We start from the raw sequence: 18,390 nt of genomic DNA on the forward strand, positions 1-18,390 counted from the left end.
GCTGCTTGCGTTCGAAGACATTATACTCCCTGCTAAGTGCCGAGTTGCCAATAGGAATGGATGCGGTTCGTGGTGGATTTTGTAGAGCATTTCGGTATCAGGCTACGGATCGATCCTGAGTTTATGTCTGCCAAGATGATGGATACCATCCGGGCAGGCCAGTACGAGGCTCCGGAAGCCCGCAAGATCGGGAGGATTCTTCAACCAGGTGATGTCGTACTCGAGATCGGCGCCGGTATCGGCTTCATGACGGCGATGATGCTCAAAAACCCGGCGATCGGACGGGTCGTATCCTTCGAGGCCAACCCATTACTCATCCCGAAAATTCAGCGCACGCTCGCCGACAATGGGTTAGGCAACCAACGTTTCGAGCTGCACAACGCAGTTCTCGGCAGCCAAGGGGCTGGAGCGGTCGACTTCCACATCCACCGTGATTTCTGGGCTTCTTCGTTACGCAAGACACCAGGTACCGTTCGCACCTGCTCAGTCCCGGTGGCGAGTTTCGACGAGGCTATTAGAACAGTGCGCCCGAACGTAATCGTCTGCGACATCGAAGGCGGCGAGCAAGCGCTATTTTCCCTCAGCGATCTTAAGGGTGTGCGAAATGTCTATCTGGAGCTACACCAGCGCGTCGTGGGCCCATCTGGCATGCGAGACATATTTCAATCCTTCCACACGCGCGGCTTCCATTACGACCAGAACCATTCAAGCGGTGCGGTTGTCCTGTTTTCCCGAATCCCGGAGTGCCCTTCTGATAGCTAATCACTAGAATCGGCGCCAGCAGGCGCGGCCTTGCGGATCATCGTACCGGCTACAGACCCATAAAATGCAACCTTAGTCCGACTTCCTCCCGCGAAAGTTCTTTAAAGATGAGAGTTATTAAAGGGCGTCGCGTGTAGATCCTCCAGAACGCTTTCGGCCAGGACCTGCTGCATGTCCTGCTCGAAGGGATCGGCATTGATGAGGCGTCGCCCCATCACCAGCGCCACCTGCGCCTCTTGTACGGCCGTAATGAAGAGAAGGTAGGCGGCGGCGTCACTCATCTCGCCCTTCAGGGCTTTCGTGCAGGAGCGGATCGCTGCGCAATAAGCGGGTGTTCTTCGTCCTGGCCAGTGGTCGAGCAGGTAATGCGCAGCCTCCTCGGTCGATTGTATCCGCGTATAGGCGTGCGCTTGTCCATTCAGTTCGATCGTGATGGTGTTTTGCCAAGATTGCGCCATTGCAGCCCTCATAAATGAGCAGACGCTGAATAATCGCCCAGGCTTGAGCGGGCCTTGAGCCTAGAGGCGGGCCGAACTCTCGGCGGGGGCTCCGGACTGGTTTCGGGCGGCTCCAACGGCACTCATCCACAAGATCACGAGCAATCCCATCGAGGACAGAAGCATCAGCCCGGCTGCCGTCATGAGGGTCAGCCGCACGACCGCAGCCTCGTTCTGACGCTTGTCAATCTCTATGTCCGCCATCGTCCGTTTCTCCAAACCGAATGACCAACTACAGAGATTCCTAATAATCCAACGACCTTGCTCGACGCTCACCATCATCCCCCAAGGATACATCCACCCGCAGCCGGAAATGCTCCCTAAGATTGCTGGCGAGGAACCGGCATGACAGGTCAATCACGATCCGTTGAGGCCATCATGCCTATGATCTTCGCCAACTGGGTTCATTTCCATTACTTCAGCGCGAGAGCCTCGTCGCCCATGGATTGACGATGTCGACGCCCGTCTCTTCGAAGTCGCTGACATTGCGGGTTGATAGCTTGGCGCCGCGAGACGCAGCGATAGCCGCTATCTGAGCGTCGAACTGGCTAATAGGTTTGCCGATCGAGCGACGATGGGACGCGATATTCGCGTAATGCTCCGACGCATCGTCGTCGAACGGAAGAATCCGCCCCGAAAATTCCTCCGAAAAGATTGACTTGATCGCTGTGCGCAGAGCCGACTTTCGTCTCCCTTCGGGTAGAATCGCCAATCCGTAAAGCAATTCTGCCTTTGTCACGGTGGTGATGAAGATCGAAGTGGGCGGCTGCACCGCAAGCCAGCTTTCAACTGCGGGGGACGGCGACGGAGTGAGCATTTCGGACAAGACGTTCGTATCGAGAATGATCACGACTCGAATCCTGGCACATCACGGATGGGTTCGCGCGCGGGTATGTCGAGGTCCACGCCATCGAGCGACGCCATCCGGTTTCGGATTGACTGCGCAAGGTTTCTTGGCCGGCCTTGCTCAGCCGACAGGGCGATCTTGAGAATGTCGCGAACCTCATCTTCCATGGATCGACCATGCGAGGCTGCCCGCAGGCGCAGACGCTGCTTCAGACTATCATCCAGATTCCTGATCGTCATACTTGCCATGGCTTGCCCTTTCTATCTGCAATCACTGTAATCAATGATTGCATTGATGGCATTTGGTAACAGACATTCGGGTCGCAGCCAAGTGTTTTCCAACACTCCGCCCATCATCGAGGAGACTGTTTTGCACTGATTGGCGGGATCAGGACGGCAAAAATGCATTTTCTATATAAGGAGAATAACAAGCGATAACGCGTGTGCGGGCATGGGAGGAGGAGACGCGAGCGCCGACAGATCCTCCTCCGCAGCGATTTCACTGTGACGGGTCATGCCGCCTCGATATCGGTTTGTTTGAAATCGTTGCCCTTGTAGAGCAGTGGCTCGCCCGACAAGATCGCCAGCGCATAGGAGAAGCAGTCCCCATAGTTCAAGTTTGCGGGATGACGGCCCTTACCATAGCGGCGCCAGGCCCTGCGAGCTTGATCGGAATGCTCTGCCGTTACTGCCACGACCTCGATCTCGGTCTTATGCAGCCAAAGATCGAGCTCGGCTCCGCCCGCCTCGCCAAAGCGTCCCTCTAGCATCATCGCGGCTTCGAGGAGGGTCGCAGCCGAAATCAGTCGAATGGAGTCGTCTGCGATGCGACTCCGATAGGACGCAGCATCCGGTTCATTAAAGAAGATTGCCACGAGTGCAGAGGTATCGATCACCATCAGCTTGGGAGCCCATTTTCGTCGTAGCCGATGATGTCATCGGGGCTTCGGTGATCAAGAACAGGCAGGGCGCTCAAGCGGCGCTGCATTGCTTCCATGTCCTCGATCAAGGCTGCTTTCTTCGCTTGCAACCCGGTCCGTTTGAGGCGCTCCTCGAGCGCACGCCGCGTTGCGATGGTAATGGTCTCGCCGGTTCGCGCAGCGAGTGCGCGTGCGAGTTTCTCTGTCTCCGGATCTTTGATACTAAGCGCCATCATAGGTATCCAGGTTCCTTTTCATATATAATCTACCTAACGTGAAAGATGTCGAAATTCCAGACCTCGGGACCTTGGATTCTCGCGCTCCTCAACCAGCCGCATCTCATGGATCTCTGTTTATCTGAGACGGCTTGAAAGCTAGGAATTGTGCGATTCTTCGTGGTCTCGGCCGAAGAGGAAGGCCGGCGCGCAGCGCATGACCGGCAAAAAGCTGGCCGCGCTCTGCCTCGAGAAGATCGCCACGCACGCCGGCGGCGTGCTGAGCGGCGGAGCAGCGACCTCCGGAGCACGAAATTCGCTGCTTTCGTCAATGATTTGCGTCACTTCTCTATAAAGACTGGAATGACCGATAATGCGTGTCCCTTGGGCTTCAGTCGTCTGCTCGTCCGTCAGGAAGAGCTGTTGGTGCCAGGGCGTTTCATTGAAGTTCCAGCGGGAATCCGGCCTTGCCGACTGCTTCACCCGCCCCAGTCCAGCCTATGGCCGCCGCCGCGAATGGTCCTTTGCCGATATCCGGCTGGCGTGGACCGCCTATTACCGTAGGAAGTAGCGGCGGAACGCCGATATCTTTCCATTTGCCCCTCCCAAGCCCTCGACATGCCCCGGCGGCAGGGTCAAGGTCGCAAGCCGCGCAGCGGGGCCGAAGGCAGCCTTGAGGCTGGCGTTGGGACATGTCTTCCTCTCCGTAGGGCTACCAACCCCCTTTCCGGCCTGCCATCTAAAATTGTCCATATCGATGCAACCGCACGTTAGGGCGGCTGGCATACCATCCGCGCCAACAGGGCCAAGGGATGGGGATGATGCTGGAGCAACAGGAGTACGAATTTCTGCGCGAGAGGATTGAGCATGTCCTTGTGTTCGGGCAACCGACCGCATGGCAGCGCCGGTTCCTTGAGGACATGCTGGCGAAGTTGGTGCGTTTCGGCAGCCGTACCCGCTTGAGCGACAAGCAACTCTCCACGCTTCGCCGGATAACGCAAGCCACGCGGGTCGTGCGCATGCCTGCCTCCGGCGGAACGTACCAACGGCCCGGCTGGATGGCGCGTGAAGCCCGTTGGTTCGTGCGCCACTTCCTCCGCGACTTTGCCGCCTTCGCCGCCGTCATGGCATTTATCGGGGGCCTCCTCATTATCAGCCAAGGGTTTCCGTGGACGAGCTGGAGCACCGAGGCCGTCGCAACCACCCGGACCGGCACGACCACCAAGGCGCAGGGCACGCATCGCTCATTCTCCGTCATCGATGGCGACACGCTGAGGCTTTCCGATGGCTCGCGGATGCGGCTGGTCGGGTTCAATACCCCGGAAAGCGGCGACCGTGCCGCATGCGAGAGGGAGGCGGAGTTGAGCGCTCGCGCGTCGGCACGCCTCCAGCAGCTCGTCACGGCTTCAAGGACCGGCGTTACGCAAGTGGCGTGCGCATGTCCGCCCGGAACCGAAGGTACGAGCAAATGCAACCATGGGCGTTCGTGTGGCCGGTTGACCGTGGATGGCCGCGATGCCGGACAAATCCTCGTCGCGGAAGGACTGGCCGTGCCGTTCACTTGCTCCGGCGAACGATGCCCGCCGACACCGCGCCCATGGTGCAATTGAATCAATGAAATAGCGAAGCGAATTCATGCTGCATCAAGCAATTTCACCCGATGACGACACGATGAGCGAAACGAACGTTTCCATCGCGCATTTGATGGCGGCTGGCTTTCGCCCGGCCGGACGCTGGGAAACGCCCGACGGGGCGTCCCTTGCGCGCGGCTTCGATGTGGATCGCAAGCCGGGTGTTTACGTCTACGCCGTGAACGGGGTGATTGCCTACGTCGGTTCTGCGCAACGTGGGCTGCACAGGCGTCTCCGCCACTACGAAATCAGCAAGAAAATGAAAACCGCCATGCGGATTCGAAGCGAAATACTCGCCAGCCTTGCGCGGGGGGATGCCGTGGACGTCTATCTTTTGCCTGCGCCACCGGCAATGTTCTGGAACGGGCTTCCGGTCGACGCCATCGCCGGTATCGAGGACGGCCTTATCCGGAAAATCAACCCGCCATGGAACATCCGGGGCAGCCGACGAACCGCCCGTGTCGTAAGCGGCGCATAGGAATTAACGACGGACCAGAGTTCTTCGACCGCTCGTGCCACGTCCCGTCTCAGGAGAGCCTTGCGATCGACGTGGCGAGGTGAGAGCATAACTCACCCATAATGGAAATGGGTAAGCATTACGCAAAGTTCCGATTGCTTGCTTGTTCCCGTTTTCTGAAAGATCCGTTTCAGCCGATGTCTTGCCGTCTCGAAGGTAATGCCGACGCTGATTGCCGCGTCTGGCAACGGGAGCCCGTTGCCGAGGGCGGCTGCGAGTCGCGTTTCGGCTGGTGTCAGATGGAAAAGTCGAGTGAACTCCGTCAAGTCGTCGAGAAATGGGCGGGGTCTTAAATCGGTCAATCGTAGCAAGATCTGCGTTTGTGGAGCCAGAAGCCGCTGGACGGGATCAGTGGGTAGTCGAGTCAGCGATAGCAGCCACTTGCCGGTATCGTCATTCCATCCGAAGCGAGCCGCTTGCGACAGTGGAGACGAAGCAAGCTTTTTGACCTGTTCTGCGGTCCGCTCGGCAAGCGCTTTTTCGCGAAAGAATAGTTGCCCGCTGCGTATCACGACAAATGTATCCTTGCGCAGGAAATCTATAGCCGCAGCATTTGTCTCAATGACGCGCATGGACCGATCAACAACGATAGCAGGTCCTTGATCATGGTCCACGAGAGCAGCGCGGGCAGCGGCAGCATCACCAGACTTTTGCAAGTAGCTGGATATTCGGATTGCGCGCTCAAGCGGACTGCGAAGCCGGGTGAGAATCTCGGTGCAGGCTGCAGCGTATCGCTCTATATTATCTTCCGGCGTATGCATGGGCAGATAGACCGTATCCGTTGGCGTAGCGTCAATCTTCAGCCCTATGCCTGCGGTGCAACGCTCAGCTCGAAAAAGCCAATCGTTATAAAATTCTGTCCTGTTTATGTTTCTTACAGGATAAATCGCTTCCGATGAAAGAATACCTCCACTCTTGGTCGCCATCCAATGCTTTTGGTAGGGATTTATAAAGGCATAATATTCGCCGTAGCTTGCAATAAGGTTAGGATCAATATTGTACGATAAAGCATTGTTTATTTTATTCTGCAGAAAATCCTGATTGACTAACGCAAAGTAAGCGTTTGGAAACTCGGCATTAAGAAGACGGAGTGCGAGTTCCCACGGTTCCGCCCCGACCGCCGCAAGTTCGAGCGCTTCCGCGACCTCTGTCGCAATCCCGAGTATTTTTTGCTCATCAAAAGCGCCTCGCAATTTCCCCTCTCCAACGGCAGGCAATCCAGCGCATCATCGGTAGTTTACTCACATTTAAGGTGAACAAAAAATACTCTGCAACCCCCATTTGGGGGTCGCGGCGCGACCACGGTTTGTTCGATGCTGTCTTCAACAGGCGGAGGAACAGATTAATGATTGGAGCGGCACCTCTTGTGGTTACCAGTGTTCTTTTGGCACTGAGCTTTACCCTTTCCGCAAGGGCAGAGAGCCTTCCCAAAGAAGCGGTCGCCTTAAAGCCCACCGAGGTGAAAGCGATTTATTCGGGCAAGTCATCGAACTGGTCTGAGACGCGGGCCTATTTTGCTCCGGATGGCAGTGTCTTTCTCTTCAAGAAGGACAAGACCGTTTGGGCCGAAGGACGTTGGACTATCACTGACAATCAGGCCTGTATGAATGTCACCTGGAATGAAATCAGGAGCGGGAAGACGGGCAACCACACAGACTGCTGGACATGGTTCCGGCACGGCAAGCGCCATCTCGCGCTCTGGAGCGGCCAGAAGGACAAGAAGACCGGCTATTGGGACGGAGAGATAAAGCTGCTGCGCAAAGGCGACGTCGTGACGACGGCCGTCGCCGCCCTCAAGGCCGGTCAATAGCGACGATCAAACCAATTTATCGGCAGGAGGACGCACATGGCCAACATCACATTCGGTAAAGCCCTCAAGGATTGGGGATACCTGGAGGATTTTTACGACATGAAGACGCTCAAGCTGGTTTCGAAGACGGCGACCAAAGCTGTTTTCCGTGACGGCGACGGCGACCAGATCGTACTGACAGGCACCGGAATGGCCTTCAAGGATAGCCTTGCGACCAAGGGCACGGTGACGGGGGCCGACTTCATCGCAGGCTCCGGCAGCAAGTACCTGACCTTCACCAAGGGGGATTTCGAAGCGAAGGAGCTCTTCGCCAAAATCCTGGGGGACAAGGATTTTTATGGCTTCCTGTCGGACCTGACGGCAGGAGACGATGTCATCAAGGGGCTCGGCAACCATGAAGATATCATCATCGGTGACAATGCCGGCGATGACCGCATGTTCGGCAACGGCGGAGACGATTTCTTCAGCGGTTCGCCTGGCAAGGATTTCATGGACGGCGGCAAGGGTTGGGATACCCTGAGTTACGAATGGGACGACATCGATGCCAAGAAAGGTATCGTGCTAGACGTCGCCAAGGGTACCGTCAAGGACGGGCGAGGCGATACGGATACGATCAAGAACTTCGAGGATTATCGTGGCTCTCGTTTCGCCGACACAATCATCGGCAGCGCCAAGGATGAAAGCTTCATGGGGTTGGCCGGCAAGGACACGATCGATGGCGGGGCGGGTTTCGACGAACTCCGTTATGATCGCGACCAGCGGTTTGACGGCAAGAAGGGAATCGTTGTCGACTTGCAAAAGGGCAAGATCAAAGACGGTTTCGGCAACATCGATACGGTCAAGAATATCGAAGCCGTTTTCGGTACCTTCTTCAATGACAAATTCAAGGGCGATGCGAAAGACAATCAGTTCCGGGGGCTTAGCGGCAAGGACACCTTCGACGGCGGCAAGGGTTCCGATACGATCAATTTCCATTGGTGGGAGGATCTTGGCCAGAAGGGTGCGACCGTTGACTTGCGCAAATCAACCAACAACATCCTCAATGACGGTTTCGGGAACGTCGAGACGGCCAAAAGTATCGAGAACCTCCAAGGTTCGGACTTCGCCGACGACTTTACGATGGGTAAGGCCGACGGCTATGTCGATGGTCGTGGCGGTGACGACCGGCTGGTGGCGGGATCGGGAGAGAACTGGATACGCGGTGGCGACGGCGCCGATGTGTTCGTCTTCCTTTCCAGCAAGCACTCGACTACATCGAAGACCGACGTCATCGAAGATTTCAATCGCAAAGACGGCGACCGCATCGATGTGTCAAAAGTTGCCGATTTCGATTTCATAGGGAAGGCAAAGTTCTCGGGAAATGGCGCGGAATTGAATTATCAGGTGAAAGGCAAGGAAACCTTTATCTCCGGCGACATTGACGGCGACAAAAAGGCTGACTTCGTCGTCAAGCTGGATGGAAAGTTCACACTTGTGGAGGGGGATTTCATCCTTTAACGAGTTGTCGCGGCGACGGCCGACGTGTTGTCTCCGGCAGCAATATGGCGCAATCAAGCGGCCAACCAACTCGGGCGGGGGACAGTTCCCCGTCCTTTTCATTTTGGCATGTATGTCCGCCGACAGATAACGGCTCGTCTCGACGGCGAAGATAGGGGGCGGAACAAGGTCTGTTCAAAATTCTGCGCTAAGCTCGAACGAACCCTGAACATCACGAGGCGCAGAGGATTTTTTCCGGGAAGCCGCAAGGGCCTGAAGCCCTCGGACGCCGGAAGGAGGCTGTCCACCGGTGAAAACGAGCGACATTGCGTCATTTTCTATTGCATCACGAACGATAACAAATTCCGGACCTTTGGACGAGAGCGAAGGTGTCGAGCGGCTCGATCCATTCCGTAAAGCTGGACTTGGTGTTCTCGATCCTCCACGTTGTTCGTCCGACGTTGATACAGATGTCGATTAAGGCTCGGGAAAGATCGCAGGCCAACGATGATTCTGTGGCATAGTAGAGCTTCCGTCCATGTCGTGCGGCTCATGGTGGGCCCAAGCAACTGGTCAGGTTGATGACCAGGCGGAGGAGACCCTTGCTCTCAAACGGGATCGGTGTCCTTGGAGAGATGGGCCCCCTTCCGCACCGGCGCTATGCCACATCTCAACAGACAGGGAGAGAGGGACTTCGGGCAAGTTCTCTTCATGAATAATCTCACCAGCCATTATCGGGCCGCCTCAATATCGGTTTGCACAAAGTCGTTGCCGATGAACAGCAAAGGCTCGCCTGCGCGTTTCGCTAGAGCATACGAAAGACAATCCGCAAAATTCAGTGATGCTGGGTGGCGGCCCTTGCCATAAGCAAGCCAGGCTTGGGTTGCCACATCAATTAGCTCGGCATCGACAGGAATGAGGTCCGCCCCGATTTTGGAGAGCCACAGATCGACCTCGGCTAAAGCATGTTCGCCGCGTCGGCTTACCAGAACCATGCGTGCCTCGAGCACGCAGGTCGCCGGCACCAAGCGGATCGGGTCGGCGACAAGTACCTTTTCAAGCCTCACAGCTTCGGGTTCATTACGCAGGATTGCGACGATGGCAGAGGTGTCGATCACCATCAGTTCGGGATACCATTCTCGTCATAGCCGATGATGTCTTCATCGCAGCGGCTGTCGAGCTCGGGTAAGCGTGCCACGCGTTCGCGAATAGCACGCAGTTCGCCGAGCAATCGCTCCTGCGCTGTCGCACTGTAGCCCATACGGTGCAGGCGTTCGCTGAGCGCCTGATGGACGGCTGCGGTCTTACTAATGCCCTGGCGCCGGGCGAGTTCGTCGACAAGCGCCACAGTGGCCGGATTTTTGATATTGAGGGACATGGGAGACTCCAAAGTTCTACCATTTTGGCGATTTCTACCATGGGATATAGGTGCTGTCAAAACGCGTGATAAGGCAAGCTTATCGGTCGTTTTCTGAATGCAGCCTGCGGTGCGGTTTCGACCGATTATCTTTCCTAATCCGCCCCTTCCAGCCAGTTTTCCACCTTCAGCCCGCGGATGCGGCTGAACTCGCGAGTGTTGTCCGTGACGAGCGTCAGGCCAAGGGCATAAGCGTGAGCGGCGACGAGCAGGTCATTTTGCCCGATGATCAGGCCTGCCGCCTCCAGCTCGGCACGGATGCCGCCATATTTGGCGTCGGAGGGAACGTCCAGCGGTAGGATGGGGATCGTCTCAAGCAAGCTCTTGACCCGGACGAGGAGCTTCGAGGACCCCTTCTTTGCGCAACCATAGCGAAGTTCCGCGGCGACGATGACGCTGGTGCAGATATTCCGTTGCCCCGCGCGCTCGATCCTGCGCGCGGGCGCACCGTCCGGGTTGCGGACGAGATCGCTGATGATGTTCGTGTCGAGCATGTAGGCGCTCAAAGGATATCCTCCGGTCTGGCAGGTATGTCTTCGACATCCGGAAACTGATCGTCTGGACCCAGGCCGCTTTCCTTTCTCCACTGCGCCAGCAGTTCGGCGAGCATCGCCGGCCGGCTGACGGGCTCAATGATGAGCCTGTTACCCTCGCGGTGGATCAGGACGCGGTCCCCCGGCATCTCGAATTCGACGGGGATGCGCACCGCCTGGCTGCGATTGTTGCGGAACAGCTTTGCCTCTTTCGGCTTCGGTGCGGACGATAGTGCGCGCATGGCGTCTGCCTCCTTTGTATATGCTTCTTGTATATGCCTATGCGTAACCGAAGACAAGCGCAGCCGTCGGCCTTTCCGCCCTCCTCTTTTCCGGACCTAATATTCATGAAACTCGTCACCGACTGGCGGACGTTGCTTCGGCGTGCCTATCCGACGACGCCTTCAAGCTGTTGCGATGGAGCACGGCGGAGACGCAGGTCCGCCTTGAAGCGAACGGCCACCCAACCAACAACGCGCGCCAAGCGTATCTATCAGAAGTGAGAACCGGTTCCGGAATAAGGACGCACATTAAAAAGAGTTGAGGTATACCACGTAAAAGGCGCGCGCGTTCCGGGCACTGGCGGCTGATTGCTTCTTCACCGCCATCACCGCAGCGCCAGCTTCCCCTCTTCCGACGAACGCCGGCCTGCCGACGCACGCGGACGGTAAGTGACCGCAGCCTGCCAGGCCTACGATCATCGGATCTCCAGAGCAGATCTCGATTGGCAATACGGACTCAGCTTTCCGGTAAAACGATGATTGCTGTTGCGGTGACCTCTTGTAGAATCTCGAAGCACCACTGACTGTATTTTAGCCCTTTTAGAAACGATCTTGGATTACGCCTTTCCGATGAAGACCTCACTCGATCACATGCCACCCCAAAAACAACGAGAGTTGGCACGCGTCCTCGAGATCCTGCATGAGGAATTCGAGGACGCGCTGAAGGAGGGAACGGCGGACTTCAAGAAGCGCGGGCGCATTCTCAAGGTCATCCTGTTCGGCTCCTACGCCAAGGGCGGCTGGGTGGATGAGCCCTTCACCATGAAGGGTTATCGTTCAGATTTCGATCTCCTGATCATCGTCAACAACAGCAAGCTCTGCGACTTTGCCGAATATTGGCATAAGGCGGCAGACCGCCTGGTCCGCGAAGCGACGATCAAAACACCAGTCAGCTTCATCGTCCACTCCAGGCGCGAGGTGAATAAGTACTTGAAAGAAGGGCAGTACTTCTTCTGCGACATCCGCAAAGAAGGTGTCGTCCTTTACGAGCTTGATGACGAGCCGCTGGCCGAGCCGAAGCCGCTATCACCCGAAGAGCGGTTGCGGGTCGCTCGTGAACATTTCGAGGACCGGTTCATTGGCGCGGCCGGATTTCTCGATACTTCAAGGTATGCGACTAGTAAAGGCCGGCTCAAGGAAGCTGCATTTCAGATGCATCAAGCGCTCGAACAGGCCTATTCCTGCGTCCTCCTCACACTGACTAACTACGCACCACCGTCTCACAACATCAAGTTCCTCCGCTCCCTGGCCGAGGAGCAGGATCGACAGTTGGCCCAAGCCTTTCCGCGCGACCAACATCGCGAGCGCGCCTGGTTCAACACGCTCAACGAAGCCTATGTGAAGGCCCGCTATTCCAAGCATTTTGAGATCAGCACCGAAGCGCTCAAATGGCTCGTGGAACGGACAGCCCTCCTGCTGGATCTGGTTAAGGAGGCTTGCCTCAAGCATCTGGAAACGCTTGAACGCAGGACGGCCTAGCCGCGCGCATGATGATCCCCGCTCGCCTATCGCTCCGCCCCGTCGCGGTCAATGCCGCGCTGGCGCTCCTGCTCCGCCTGCCGAAGGACTTGCCGGCGCTGCTCGGCCTGGGCAGCCTTCGACGTATCGGCATTTTCCCGCGCCGCACGCGCAGCCCGGCCGGCGGCAATCGCCTGCTGCTGGATGGCAATCGCAGGATCAACTGTTTGCGGTACTGGTCCGTCCTGGGCGAGAGTTTCGTCAGCACGAGCAGCCGGCGGCGCTTCCCCTCTCCCCGCTGTGTCGTTGACCGATCGCATCTGCTGCATCTGGATGTCCCGGCGTTGTTCGGCAAAGAGGACGGAGATCTCCTTGCGCATCTTCTCGACAGCCTGGCGCTCTGCGCTGCTGTCGACCATCGTCTCCAGGTGATCGATGGAGTTGTTCGCCCTCGAGACGAGCTCGTCGAACTGTTCAAGTGAAAGGGCTATCTTCTTTTCTTTCTCCCGATGGATCGTCGCGACCAACTGTCCCAGTTCCGCCGCCTGCTCGTTCTTGCCGGTGGTTGCAGCGGCTGCAAACCGGTCGGCTGCCGCAATCACCGATGGCTCCGCGCCGGCCCGCTTCAGGGCGCTCGCGGTCGCCTGCCATTTCGGACCAAAGGCCAGATTGCCGTTGGTCAGCGAGGCACGGTCGACGACACCGGCCCTCTTGCGCTCGACGCGCCCGGTGACGTGAGGCGTCTTGAGATAGCAAGGGTCTTGTCGGCCGCGCTCATAGGCGCCGGCCTGCGCCTGGCTATAAGGCCGGGTGGCCGCGACGTCGGCGCGGCGGGTGGCAACCATAGCGATGCCCTGCTCGCGCGCCTTTGCCGCAAAGCGCTCGCGCCATTCGTACAGCTCCGGTTTGGTGAACCGCAGCGCCTTGCCGACATCGTCGCGCGCCGAGATCATCGCATGGACATGGACATGATCGGTTTCCGGATGATGCGCCGTGATCCAGCGATGACCGGCGACCTGCTCGCCTAGGAAATCCCGAACGGCACGCGTCATCGCTTCAGGATCGGTCCCGGCGCGCGCGGAGAAGACGACATGGAAAGCATTGCGCGGCTCGACGGTGCGAATATGCGAGGACCAGGCCCGCCAGATGCCGTCGGCCATCTCCTTGACGCTGGAACCGCGCTTGACCGGATCACCTTCCCTGTTGGTGACGGACTTCTCAGCACGCAGGAACTTTTCGAGGAAGTAGCGGCCGGACTTCTCCGACGCGGCAGTGCCGAGAATGCGGACCTCGGCCGAGACGCCGGCATCGGTCAACCGGCGCTCAAACTCGGCCTCCGCATTTTCGACTGCGCGCGCTGGCCCCTCGCCATTCTCTCGCGCCTTCAGCGCGCCGGCGATGCGCTTCGCCGGCAGATCGGTCACAGCAAAGACCGAGACCTGCCCATCCGGATGCCGGGAATAGAGGAAGGGTCCCGAGCGGAAGACAGCGTTCAGGGCGTCATGAAGGGCCGCATCATCGACCACGTCGGAAAGGCCGATGGAAAAGGTCGCGACCGCATTGATTGCATAAGCCTCGCGGAAATCGGCAGTCCATTCGGCGAGCCGCGCGACCCGGTCCTCCCCGCTGGAAAGGGTAACGCCGTCCTGATCATAGATCGGGATGTCGACCTTGCCTTTCTCACCGTTTTCCTTCTCGATTTCGCGCGTGCCGAGATAGGTCATCAGGCCGGCGGCCGACGCCCGGCTGGACACGGTCGACGTTACCTTGATAACCACCGGCTGCGCACCGGCTGCAATTGCCGCACGGCTTGCCGTTTCTGTCGCGGCGCGATCCATTGTCGCCTGTCGCGGGCCAATCGGCCGAGCGACGCCCGACGCGCGCGGGGAAGAACCGCCGCCCCCTCCTCCGCCGGAAGACGCCCGACGTTCTTCTTCCTCCTCGCGATCGCAGCGGCCAGCACCCAGGGAACCGACCAGCGCAATGACGTCCTCCTGCGCTGGCACCAGCGCCTGCAGGATGGATGCGATCGTCGGCTCGCTTGAGGCAACCAAACCAAACAGACCAGAGTGCGCCGTTTTTTTTGCAATTCCTGTTGGAGCGAAGCGTAGCCCCGGCTTCCTGGCCGACGGAGCGACACCAGTGGCCCGCGGCCGGCGCAGTTCCTTGTCCCTTTCTATCAGCGAGGAGGCGCGGTAGGCGGAAAAGGCCTCGATCTCGACGAGCAGTCCGGTCCAGTCATAGGCCATGCCCAGTTCCCTTCCGCTCCCTGCGGCTGATCCGCAGCATCAGGTCGACGTTGGCTCGCAGGCAAAACATTCCGTCGAGGAGCCGACGCAGGGCCGCATCGAGATGCGGTTCGTAGCCGACGCGGCCTTCGTTCATCGCGTGAACCGCCTGGTTGAGATTGATGCCGATGCGCCGAAGCTCCTCATTGGTGCCGCGCAAGGCCAGAGCTTCGGCCGGCCCGACCGGGAGCGGCAAGCCGACCTGATCACGGAACAGAGACCGGATGACATCGCTTGCGGTGCGATCTTCGACGCAAAGGTCCGCCAGAGCTTGCCGCTCCTCGGGCCTCAGACGAACCCTTACCACCTTGCTGCGCATCGTTTTCCTTCCGCTTGCCAGGTTGCCGGAGGCGACCCCAGAGCGCCCCCCGGCGCGAGCTGGAGGCCTGCCGGAGGCGGGGCGACGTCGAGTTTGTACCACAAACTTGACTATCCTGCCACCTAAAACAGAACTATAATTTATTCCAAGTTCATCATCACCACACAAACTCCCTCGCCCAGGCTCCCGCTACGACCACTCGCCTCCAACGCCACCCGGTCCCGTTAACAGTTGCCCGTTGTTCGCGCGATCATTGCCAGCGATATCACTGATAATTCCGATTACCCATTAACCACTGGCAGTTAACCGCGCTGTGGTTGTTCATTAACAACGGCCAATTGGCAATTGCCCGTTGGTCATTGCCCGTTGTCGGCGGTCAATCATCAATCGACAATCATCAACGGGGAACGAACAATAGGCAACGAACGCATTGCGTAAAGAGGGGCGCTGAAACAACTATAGTTTATTTCCAAAATGAAGGAGCCATCATGATCGTTGCCATCGCCAAGGGCGGGACCGGCTAGACCACCCTCGTCCGCGCTCTCTCCGGCACGGCCACCCATGCCGGTAACGACATCTTCCTGATCGATGCCGACAGCCGAGCTAGATGCCGTAATGGGCCGGCGTCTCACGATTAGCCAGTTTGGTGGCTGTCCCTCAGAATGATGATGTTTGGAACGAGGTCCGAGCGATCGGCCTCAAGCATCATGCGAGGAACAGCCATGGAGTATTATGCAGGAATCGACGTCTCGCTGAAAGAGAGCAGCGTGTGTGTGGTCGACGCGACGGGCAAGCTGGTTCGGGAGGTCAAGGTAGGCAGCGAGCCAGAATGCCTGGTCGGGTATTTTGATCAACTGGGCTTTCCCGTAGAGCGCATCGGCCTTGAAGCGGGGCCTTTGTCCCAATGGCTGTATGCGGCTCTCGTTGCTGCGGGGCATGATGTGGTTTTGCTGGAAACGCGGCATGTGAAGGCGGCGCTTTCGGCGATGACGGTGAAGACTGACCGCAAGGATGCACGAGGGATCGCGCAACTGCTCCGCATGGGATGGTATCGCCCGGTTCACGCCAAATCGTCGCCGGCCCAGGACACTCGGGCTCTATTGGTCGGCCGCAAGCTTCTGCAATCCAAGCTGCTCGACGTCGAGCTCAGTATTCGGGGCATCCTGCGTGGCTATGGGTTAAAGGTCGGCGAGGTCAGCCGCGGGCGTTTCGAGGCGCGCATCCGCGAACTGATTGCAGGGCATTCGACATTGTCGACAGTGATTGACGCGATGCTGACGGCGCGAGTAGCGCTGTGGAGCGAATTTACGAAGCTGCACCGCGAGATGCTCAGGATCGCCCGCGCCGACAAAGTTTGCAAAAGGCTGATGAGTGCACCAGGCGTCGGTGCCCTGGTTGCGCTGACCTACCGCTCCGCGGTTGATGATCCTGCCCGGTTCGAAAAGTCCAGGACGGTGGGTGCCTACTTCGGTCTGACGCCGAAGAAATATCAATCCGGCGAAACCGATCGCGATGGCGGCGTCAGTAAGGTCGGCGACGCAATGGTGCGAACGGCATTGTTTGAGTCCGCCCACATAATGCTGACGCGGGCGACGCGCTTTTCCAGTCTAAAGCGTTGGGCGCTCGATGTGGCCAGACGTCGCGGGATGAAGCGCGCGAAGGTCGCCCTTGCACGCAAACTCGGTGTCGTTCTTCACCGCATGTGGGTGGATGCAACGGACTTTCGCTGGAGCGCAAGCCCTGTCGCGGCATGAGGAGAGATATGTGATTGATGCAGGCAAGCACAAGGTCTGCATCTGATAAAGTCCCGTCGCTGGGACGCAGGCTTGGCAAGGTCGTGTGTAGTGCTGTGACCGCTTCGGCGAAGCACGCTCCCTAGATTGACCTGTCGGCTTGTTGATCTGATGGCATATTGTGGCAGTCTTCGTGCTGACCACGGACAGAAGCATGACCCCAGCGACGAGATAATCATTCAGAGGGACTTGACGGACAAAGGCCCATTACAGAAGCACTACTTTGGCAGAATTTTAGAAGAGAGTGGTCGGCGGCAGTGCGGACATCGTGTTGATGGTGGCCGTTCGAGGGCGGCGATGATAGCCGCGCGGATGGCCGGAAGGGTGGGCTGGGGTGGCGGGCCCTGGCTTCTTTTTTTCCCGCTTCGCCTGCTTGAGGCGCCGAGATTGAAGGAAGGCATAAGCAATCATGGTCATGAGCGCGTGCCGATGCAGCCCCGTCCATGATCGTCCCTCGAAGTGGTCGAGCCCGAGTTCCTCCTTCAACTGCTGATGCGCCTGCTCGCAGATCCAGCGCGCCTTGATCGCGCCGGCCAGGCGCTTGAGCGAGGTGTCGGCGGGCAGGTTCGAGAGGTAATATTTGCGCTCTCCATTCAAGCGATGTTCGCCGATCAGCCAGGCCTCTTCTCCCGGCAGATGCTGCTGCCCCATGTCGCCGATCCTCTGGGGCGGCCCGTCGGCCACCTTGATCCGCACGGCGGCGAAGCGGGCCTTCAGCGGCCCCTTGGTGCCACGTCGCCAACTCAGCGTGCGCCAGGGCGCGGTCGCCAGCGTCTTCTCCGCCGATACCGATTTTGCGTCGGGCACATGGTTCTTGCGCGGGCGCCCGCGCCCGGCGACGGGAAAGATGAGGGCCACAGACCTTCTGGCGCCCCCCAACGCCCACGGCCCAGGTAAGGCCACGCTCGCTCAGACCCTGCCGGAAGGGCGCGGAGAGGCCATAACCAGCATCAGCCAGCACGCAGCCAAAGCGCAGGCCGGCCGTGCGCGCCCGATCGATCTCGGCGAGCGCGATCTCGGGCTTGGTCCGATAGCCTCCGTGATCGTCCGGCACGCCGGCCCGGGTCAGTCGCGCGGGATCGCTCGTCCAGCTCTCGGGCAGGAACAGCCGCAACCCCACCATGACCGGCACTTCGCCGGAAGCCAGCGTCAGCGACACCAGGGTCTGGCAGTTGGCGTTCTTGCCCAGGGCCGAGGCGTATTGCGGCGCGACGCCGACCGAGCGTTCGCCCTTCTTCGGAAGGGCCGTGTCGTCGACGATCAGCCAAGCCTCGGCGCCGCCGACCATCCTGTCGGCCTCAGCGAGCAAGGCCTTCTCGAGCGGCGCGGCGTCCCAAACACCGCTGGCGATGAAGTGGTGAAGCTGGTCATAGCCGACACCACCGTCACGGGCCGCCATCGGCTGGATGCTCTTGCGATCACCGGCGCCGATCAGCCCCGCCACATAGGCCGGGCACATCCGCGCCCGCACCTTGTGCCTCAGAGCAGCGAGAAAGGGCGCAAGCCAGCCCTCAAGATCGGACTTCCAGTACTCGTCCATGGCCGGCCCTCCAGAAAGCCGACCACCCATGAATCACGCAATCCGCGCCGTGGGAATCCCAAAAACGCCAGCCGTCCTAAAATTCTG

The 18,390-nt window shown here is 58.8% G+C and carries 22 protein-coding genes; 7 read left to right on the forward strand and 15 right to left on the reverse strand.

The features are described from left to right. Positions 1 to 69 precede the first annotated feature (69 nt). Positions 70 to 762, forward strand: coding sequence for an FkbM family methyltransferase (locus AABQ55_RS34860; protein ID WP_272809380.1), 693 nt, complete (start codon positions 70 to 72; stop codon positions 760 to 762). Between the two features lie 101 nt (positions 763 to 863). Here the strand turns inward: AABQ55_RS34860 and AABQ55_RS34865 are convergent, their stop codons facing one another. The 7 genes from AABQ55_RS34865 to AABQ55_RS34895 form a co-directional block, all read right to left on the reverse strand. Then, a complete protein-coding gene (locus tag AABQ55_RS34865) occupies positions 864 to 1,220 on the reverse strand; it encodes a DUF982 domain-containing protein (RefSeq protein ID WP_272809379.1) in 357 nt (118 codons plus the stop codon). Between the two features lie 60 nt (positions 1,221 to 1,280). Next, positions 1,281 to 1,463, reverse strand: a complete 183-nt coding sequence (locus AABQ55_RS34870) for a hypothetical protein (RefSeq protein ID WP_272809378.1) — start codon at positions 1,461 to 1,463, stop codon at positions 1,281 to 1,283. Between the two features lie 214 nt (positions 1,464 to 1,677). Next, positions 1,678 to 2,109: a type II toxin-antitoxin system VapC family toxin gene (locus AABQ55_RS34875; RefSeq protein ID WP_272809377.1), complete on the reverse strand. Its 432-nt coding sequence runs from the start codon at positions 2,107 to 2,109 to the stop codon at positions 1,678 to 1,680. Next, on the reverse strand, positions 2,106 to 2,354 hold the full coding sequence (locus tag AABQ55_RS34880; protein WP_272809376.1) for a FitA-like ribbon-helix-helix domain-containing protein: 249 nt from the start codon (positions 2,352 to 2,354) through the stop codon (positions 2,106 to 2,108). Before AABQ55_RS34880 ends, AABQ55_RS34875 begins: the two co-directional genes overlap by 4 nt. Positions 2,355 to 2,617: 263 nt before the next feature. Further along, positions 2,618 to 3,004, reverse strand: coding sequence for a type II toxin-antitoxin system VapC family toxin (locus AABQ55_RS34885; RefSeq protein ID WP_272809375.1), 387 nt, complete (start codon positions 3,002 to 3,004; stop codon positions 2,618 to 2,620). Further along, positions 3,004 to 3,258, reverse strand: coding sequence for a type II toxin-antitoxin system VapB family antitoxin (locus AABQ55_RS34890; protein ID WP_272809374.1), 255 nt, complete (start codon positions 3,256 to 3,258; stop codon positions 3,004 to 3,006). The genes AABQ55_RS34885 and AABQ55_RS34890 overlap by 1 nt, the downstream gene beginning before the upstream one ends. Before the next feature lie 141 nt (positions 3,259 to 3,399). Then, positions 3,400 to 3,723 (reverse strand): hypothetical protein, encoded by a 324-nt coding sequence (locus AABQ55_RS34895; protein WP_272809373.1) that lies wholly within the window; start codon positions 3,721 to 3,723, stop codon positions 3,400 to 3,402. A 338-nt stretch (positions 3,724 to 4,061) separates the two neighbouring features. Here AABQ55_RS34895 and AABQ55_RS34900 point away from each other — a divergent pair, with 338 nt between their 5' ends. Both AABQ55_RS34900 and AABQ55_RS34905 read left to right on the forward strand, forming a co-directional pair. After that, positions 4,062 to 4,850 (forward strand): thermonuclease family protein, encoded by a 789-nt coding sequence (locus tag AABQ55_RS34900; protein WP_297318950.1) that lies wholly within the window; start codon positions 4,062 to 4,064, stop codon positions 4,848 to 4,850. Between the two features lie 25 nt (positions 4,851 to 4,875). Next, entirely contained in the window at positions 4,876 to 5,349 is a 474-nt protein-coding gene (locus AABQ55_RS34905) for a GIY-YIG nuclease family protein (protein ID WP_272809371.1), read from the forward strand. A 92-nt stretch (positions 5,350 to 5,441) separates the two neighbouring features. On the opposite strand, the gene AABQ55_RS34910 is transcribed toward AABQ55_RS34905, so the two are convergent. Then, positions 5,442 to 6,581 carry a helix-turn-helix transcriptional regulator gene (locus AABQ55_RS34910; protein WP_272809370.1) on the reverse strand — a complete coding sequence of 380 codons (1,140 nt, stop codon included), beginning with the start codon at positions 6,579 to 6,581 and terminating at the stop codon, positions 5,442 to 5,444. Positions 6,582 to 6,733: 152 nt separating this feature from the next. Between AABQ55_RS34910 and AABQ55_RS34915 the strand changes: the two genes are divergently transcribed. Both AABQ55_RS34915 and AABQ55_RS34920 read left to right on the forward strand, forming a co-directional pair. Continuing rightward, the gene (locus AABQ55_RS34915; RefSeq protein WP_272809369.1) at positions 6,734 to 7,198 is read left to right on the forward strand and encodes a DUF995 domain-containing protein; all 465 of its coding nucleotides are present in this window, start codon (positions 6,734 to 6,736) and stop codon (positions 7,196 to 7,198) included. 36 nt (positions 7,199 to 7,234) lie between these two features. Further along, positions 7,235 to 8,695 carry a M10 family metallopeptidase C-terminal domain-containing protein gene (locus AABQ55_RS34920; RefSeq protein ID WP_272809368.1) on the forward strand — a complete coding sequence of 487 codons (1,461 nt, stop codon included), beginning with the start codon at positions 7,235 to 7,237 and terminating at the stop codon, positions 8,693 to 8,695. Positions 8,696 to 9,405: 710 nt separating this feature from the next. Here the strand turns inward: AABQ55_RS34920 and AABQ55_RS34925 are convergent. From AABQ55_RS34925 to AABQ55_RS34940, 4 genes are all read right to left on the reverse strand, one after another. Beyond that, positions 9,406 to 9,795, reverse strand: a complete 390-nt coding sequence (locus AABQ55_RS34925; RefSeq protein ID WP_272809367.1) for a type II toxin-antitoxin system VapC family toxin — start codon at positions 9,793 to 9,795, stop codon at positions 9,406 to 9,408. Then, positions 9,795 to 10,052 (reverse strand): type II toxin-antitoxin system VapB family antitoxin, encoded by a 258-nt coding sequence (locus AABQ55_RS34930; protein WP_272809366.1) that lies wholly within the window; start codon positions 10,050 to 10,052, stop codon positions 9,795 to 9,797. Before AABQ55_RS34930 ends, AABQ55_RS34925 begins: the two co-directional genes overlap by 1 nt. A 134-nt stretch (positions 10,053 to 10,186) precedes the next feature. Continuing rightward, positions 10,187 to 10,597, reverse strand: a complete 411-nt coding sequence (locus AABQ55_RS34935; protein WP_272809365.1) for a type II toxin-antitoxin system VapC family toxin — start codon at positions 10,595 to 10,597, stop codon at positions 10,187 to 10,189. Next, positions 10,594 to 10,866: an antitoxin gene (locus AABQ55_RS34940; protein ID WP_272809364.1), complete on the reverse strand. Its 273-nt coding sequence runs from the start codon at positions 10,864 to 10,866 to the stop codon at positions 10,594 to 10,596. Before AABQ55_RS34940 ends, AABQ55_RS34935 begins: the two co-directional genes overlap by 4 nt. Positions 10,867 to 11,475: 609 nt before the next feature. On the opposite strand from AABQ55_RS34940, the gene AABQ55_RS34945 reads away from it, so the two are divergent. Further along, positions 11,476 to 12,384: a nucleotidyltransferase and HEPN domain-containing protein gene (locus tag AABQ55_RS34945; RefSeq protein ID WP_272809448.1), complete on the forward strand. Its 909-nt coding sequence runs from the start codon at positions 11,476 to 11,478 to the stop codon at positions 12,382 to 12,384. Between the two features lie 26 nt (positions 12,385 to 12,410). Here the strand turns inward: AABQ55_RS34945 and AABQ55_RS34950 are convergent, their stop codons facing one another. Both AABQ55_RS34950 and mobC read right to left on the reverse strand, forming a co-directional pair. After that, the gene (locus AABQ55_RS34950) at positions 12,411 to 14,612 is read right to left on the reverse strand and encodes a relaxase/mobilization nuclease domain-containing protein (RefSeq protein ID WP_272809363.1); all 2,202 of its coding nucleotides are present in this window, start codon (positions 14,610 to 14,612) and stop codon (positions 12,411 to 12,413) included. Further along, complete coding sequence (gene mobC / locus AABQ55_RS34955) at positions 14,602 to 14,970, reverse strand: plasmid mobilization relaxosome protein MobC (protein WP_272809362.1); 369 nt, start codon at positions 14,968 to 14,970, stop codon at positions 14,602 to 14,604. Before mobC ends, AABQ55_RS34950 begins: the two co-directional genes overlap by 11 nt. Before the next feature lie 722 nt (positions 14,971 to 15,692). Here mobC and AABQ55_RS34960 point away from each other — a divergent pair. Then, entirely contained in the window at positions 15,693 to 16,724 is a 1,032-nt protein-coding gene (locus tag AABQ55_RS34960; RefSeq protein ID WP_272809361.1) for an IS110 family transposase, read from the forward strand. A 214-nt stretch (positions 16,725 to 16,938) separates the two neighbouring features. Here the strand turns inward: AABQ55_RS34960 and AABQ55_RS34965 are convergent, their stop codons facing one another. Continuing rightward, positions 16,939 to 18,333 carry an IS701 family transposase gene (locus tag AABQ55_RS34965; protein ID WP_445190525.1) on the reverse strand — a complete coding sequence of 465 codons (1,395 nt, stop codon included), beginning with the start codon at positions 18,331 to 18,333 and terminating at the stop codon, positions 16,939 to 16,941. Positions 18,334 to 18,390 lie beyond the last annotated feature (57 nt).

Source organism: Shinella sp. WSD5-1 (assembly GCF_963942435.1).
Taxonomy (GTDB): domain Bacteria; phylum Pseudomonadota; class Alphaproteobacteria; order Rhizobiales; family Rhizobiaceae; genus Shinella; species Shinella yambaruensis.

Coding starts and splice junctions, on each gene's coding strand:
- AABQ55_RS34865 (WP_272809379.1), bottom strand. CDS start 1,220: ATGGCGCAATCTTGGCAAAACACCATCACGATCGAACTGAATGGACAA.
- AABQ55_RS34870 (WP_272809378.1), bottom strand. CDS start 1,463: ATGGCGGACATAGAGATTGACAAGCGTCAGAACGAGGCTGCGGTCGTG.
- AABQ55_RS34880 (WP_272809376.1), bottom strand. CDS start 2,354: ATGGCAAGTATGACGATCAGGAATCTGGATGATAGTCTGAAGCAGCGT.
- AABQ55_RS34885 (WP_272809375.1), bottom strand. CDS start 3,004: ATGGTGATCGATACCTCTGCACTCGTGGCAATCTTCTTTAATGAACCG.
- AABQ55_RS34890 (WP_272809374.1), bottom strand. CDS start 3,258: ATGGCGCTTAGTATCAAAGATCCGGAGACAGAGAAACTCGCACGCGCA.
- AABQ55_RS34900 (WP_297318950.1), top strand. CDS start 4,062: ATGCTGGAGCAACAGGAGTACGAATTTCTGCGCGAGAGGATTGAGCAT.
- AABQ55_RS34905 (WP_272809371.1), top strand. CDS start 4,876: ATGCTGCATCAAGCAATTTCACCCGATGACGACACGATGAGCGAAACG.
- AABQ55_RS34915 (WP_272809369.1), top strand. CDS start 6,734: ATGATTGGAGCGGCACCTCTTGTGGTTACCAGTGTTCTTTTGGCACTG.
- AABQ55_RS34920 (WP_272809368.1), top strand. CDS start 7,235: ATGGCCAACATCACATTCGGTAAAGCCCTCAAGGATTGGGGATACCTG.
- AABQ55_RS34925 (WP_272809367.1), bottom strand. CDS start 9,795: ATGGTGATCGACACCTCTGCCATCGTCGCAATCCTGCGTAATGAACCC.
- AABQ55_RS34930 (WP_272809366.1), bottom strand. CDS start 10,052: ATGTCCCTCAATATCAAAAATCCGGCCACTGTGGCGCTTGTCGACGAA.
- AABQ55_RS34940 (WP_272809364.1), bottom strand. CDS start 10,866: ATGCGCGCACTATCGTCCGCACCGAAGCCGAAAGAGGCAAAGCTGTTC.
- AABQ55_RS34945 (WP_272809448.1), top strand. CDS start 11,476: ATGAAGACCTCACTCGATCACATGCCACCCCAAAAACAACGAGAGTTG.
- AABQ55_RS34950 (WP_272809363.1), bottom strand. CDS start 14,612: ATGGCCTATGACTGGACCGGACTGCTCGTCGAGATCGAGGCCTTTTCC.
- mobC (WP_272809362.1), bottom strand. CDS start 14,970: ATGCGCAGCAAGGTGGTAAGGGTTCGTCTGAGGCCCGAGGAGCGGCAA.
- AABQ55_RS34960 (WP_272809361.1), top strand. CDS start 15,693: ATGGAGTATTATGCAGGAATCGACGTCTCGCTGAAAGAGAGCAGCGTG.
- AABQ55_RS34965 (WP_445190525.1), bottom strand. CDS start 18,333: ATGGGTGGTCGGCTTTCTGGAGGGCCGGCCATGGACGAGTACTGGAAG.